This is a genomic window from Frankia sp. CcWB2 (genome assembly GCF_977927585.1).
The window spans coordinates 1-2,576 of sequence record NZ_CDWRCM010000162.1 but is presented as its reverse complement, the minus strand read 5'-3'; the positions used below and the strand labels follow the sequence as shown (position 1 = coordinate 2,576).

The 2,576-nt window shown below is 72.2% G+C and carries 4 protein-coding genes; 1 reads left to right on the top strand and 3 read right to left on the bottom strand.

Features of this window, described 5'->3' with window-relative positions; genetic code table 11:
- Positions 1 to 552, top strand: a 552-nt coding sequence (locus ACY45C_RS15980) for an EAL domain-containing protein (protein WP_462188386.1), incomplete at its 5' end; no start/stop codon positions are given.
- Between the two features lie 64 nt (positions 553 to 616).
- On the opposite strand, the gene ACY45C_RS15975 is transcribed toward ACY45C_RS15980, so the two are convergent.
- The 3 genes from ACY45C_RS15975 to ACY45C_RS15965 all read right to left on the bottom strand — a co-directional run.
- Positions 617 to 1,057, bottom strand: a complete 441-nt coding sequence (locus ACY45C_RS15975) for an ATP-binding protein (RefSeq protein WP_462188385.1) — start codon at positions 1,055 to 1,057, stop codon at positions 617 to 619.
- A 48-nt stretch (positions 1,058 to 1,105) separates the two neighbouring features.
- Positions 1,106 to 2,074 carry a glycosyltransferase gene (locus ACY45C_RS15970; RefSeq protein ID WP_462188384.1) on the bottom strand — a complete coding sequence of 323 codons (969 nt, stop codon included), beginning with the start codon at positions 2,072 to 2,074 and terminating at the stop codon, positions 1,106 to 1,108.
- 47 nt (positions 2,075 to 2,121) lie between these two features.
- Positions 2,122 to 2,576, bottom strand: a 455-nt coding sequence (locus ACY45C_RS15965) for a nucleotidyl transferase family protein (protein WP_462188383.1), incomplete at its 5' end; no start/stop codon positions are given.

The window sequence follows — 2,576 nt, the reverse complement described above, 5'->3', positions numbered from 1 at the left end:
GCGGCAGGCTCCGTCGGCCTCAACGTCGATCTCGAACTCGCCGCGGTCCGACGCGCGCTCGCCGTGCTGCCCCGGCTGCCGACACACATGATCCTCGCGGTTAACGTCTCGGCGACGACCCTCTCGGCCGGCCTGGTGGAGATGATCATGGGCGAGGATGCCGAACGTATCCTCGTGGAGATCACCGAGCACGAACGGATCGGCGACACTCCGGCGATCAACCGCGACATCGAGCACCTGCGCCGGCTCGGCGTCCGCATTGCCGCCGACGACGTGGGTACCGGCTATGCCGGGCTGGAACAGCTCGTCCGGCTGCGGCCGGAGATTATCAAGATGGACTGCTGCCTGACCCAGGGCATCGACACCGACCCGGCCCGGCGGGCCGTGGCCGCCGGGCTGGTGCACGTCGCCAAGGAGATCGGAGGCGGCGTGGTTGCCGAGGGCATCGAGACCGCGGCCGAGCTCCAGGCCACCCGGGAGACCGCGATCCCCTACGGCCAGGGCTTCTTTCTCGGCCCGCCCACCCCCGTCCTGCCCGAGGCCGTCAGGTAAGCCCGCCGTCAGGCAAGCCCGCCGTCAGGCAAGCCCGCGGCGCGCTCGGCCGCATCGGCGGCGGTCAACCATCGACAACGGGGCTCTCCCGGCGCATCCGGAACCAGACGACCTTCCCGTCGCCGGGGATGACGTCGGCGCCCCAGGTCTCAGCGAGCTCGGCCACCAAGTGCATGCCCCGCCCGCCAAGCGAGTCGGTGTCGACCTGCTGCACCTGCGGGAGGCGGCTGTCCGGATCCTGGACGCCGACCCACATCTGGTGGTCGGTCGTCCGGATCTCCAGAACCGGCTCACCGCGGCCGTGCACGACGGCGTTGGTGACCAGTTCGCTGGCGAGCAACACGACGATCTCGGCCAGCTCCGCCGCGAAGCCGGTGCCGGCGAGGCCCGCGGCCAACCGGACCCGGGCCTGCCGGGGCGCGATCGGGCTGAGCGGCAGCACGAACCTGTCCAACGGCTCGCCCGGCTCGCCTGACTCGCCGGGCAGCCCCGGTTCACCCGTCATGTGAAGGACATTTCCTGGCAATCATGCGGATAAACTCGGTGTCGGAGCTCAGCCCGTGACCTGCGCGAGCACCTCGTCCCAGTCCCGCAGGAAACGATCGAGACCGTACCGGGCCAGGGCCGCCCGCCGGGCCTTCTTCCCGTACGCCCGAGCGCGTTCCGGATCGGCGACGAAGCGGCGGACGGCGCCGGCGAGCACCGCCGGATCGGTGGAGAGGACCCCGGCGTCCCCCGGCACCGCCTCCACCGCCTCGGTGGTGGCCAGCGCGACGACGGACATGCCCAGGTGCATCGCCTCGAGCAGGGACAGCCCGAGCGAGGTCCACCGCGGCAGGTGCACGTACACCCGGCGGCGCGCGACGGCCTCGTGCAGGGCGGCCTGGGAGGCGTCCTCGAACACGGTGAGCCGCTCGGCGGGAAGGCCGGTGTGCGCCGGTAGGGCGCTGACCCCCAGGCCGAAGGCGTCGACCGGTGCCGCCGCGGCGAACAGCCCCAGCAGGTCGGTCCCGGTAACCCGGCCGCGGCGGACCGGTTCGTTCACGGCAACCGCGACGCGGGGCAGCTCACCGGTGTAGCGGTGGCCCGGGTCGACGATGCCGTGCTCGACGACCCGGGTGGGCGTGCTCCCGGCATCCCAGAACAGCCGGTTGAAGTGGGTGACGTGCACCAGGGTGAGGTCTGGCCGGTCGGCGAGGGGGTGCCGGGTCGTGGGCACGTCCCCCTTCGAGGTGTTGTGCTCGACGTAGACCGCAGGGAGGTCCCGCCCCGGGCGCCGGCCACCCAGCCAGCGTTCCGCCAGGTCCAGCTCGTGCGGCCGCTGCAGGACGACGACGTCCACGTCGGCCGGGCCGAGCTCGTCCGGCCCGACCTCCGTGACCGTGCCCGGCCACGGATAGGTGCGCGCGCGGCCCAGGCCGTCCGGGCCGCGATCCGGGGTGACCGGGACGAGATAGGAGTGATCGCCCTGGACGAATGACGTCGTCCACGATCCGTGCACGTGCCACAGCAGAATTCTCACGCCCGGTTCCCCGTTTCCTCGCAGCCCTCACCGTTCCCTCGCGGTTCTCACCGTTCCCTCGCGGTTCTCACCGTTCCCTCGCGGCCATCGTCCGCTGTGCGCCGGATGCGCCCGACCAGAGCGCTCGTCGACCGGTCCGCCACGTAGTCGACGATGCGGACCTCGCCGCCGAGCGCACGGACCAGCGGCGCCTCGGGCAACATCGACTCGGTATAGTCGCCGCCCTTGACGTACACGTCGGGCCGCAGGGAACGCAGCAGGTCGGTCGGGGTGTCGTCGTCGAAGACGACCACGTGCTCGACACCGGCGAGCGCGGTCAGCACCGCCAGCCGGTCGGCCAGCGCGTTGATCGGACGGTCCGGGCCCTTGAGCCGACGCACCCCGCTGTCGCTGTTGACCCCGACGACGAGCACGTCACCGAGCCGGCTCGGGGCGGTAGGGGCCGTCGACCGTCCAACCGGTGGCACCGGCGGAGCGCGGCTGCGCCGGACCGGTCTGCCAG

What these genes read in the sequence shown, in the direction of transcription:
- ACY45C_RS15975 (WP_462188385.1), bottom strand. Translation starts at nt 1,057, where the DNA reads ATGACGGGTGAACCGGGGCTGCCCGGCGAGTCAGGCGAGCCGGGCGAG.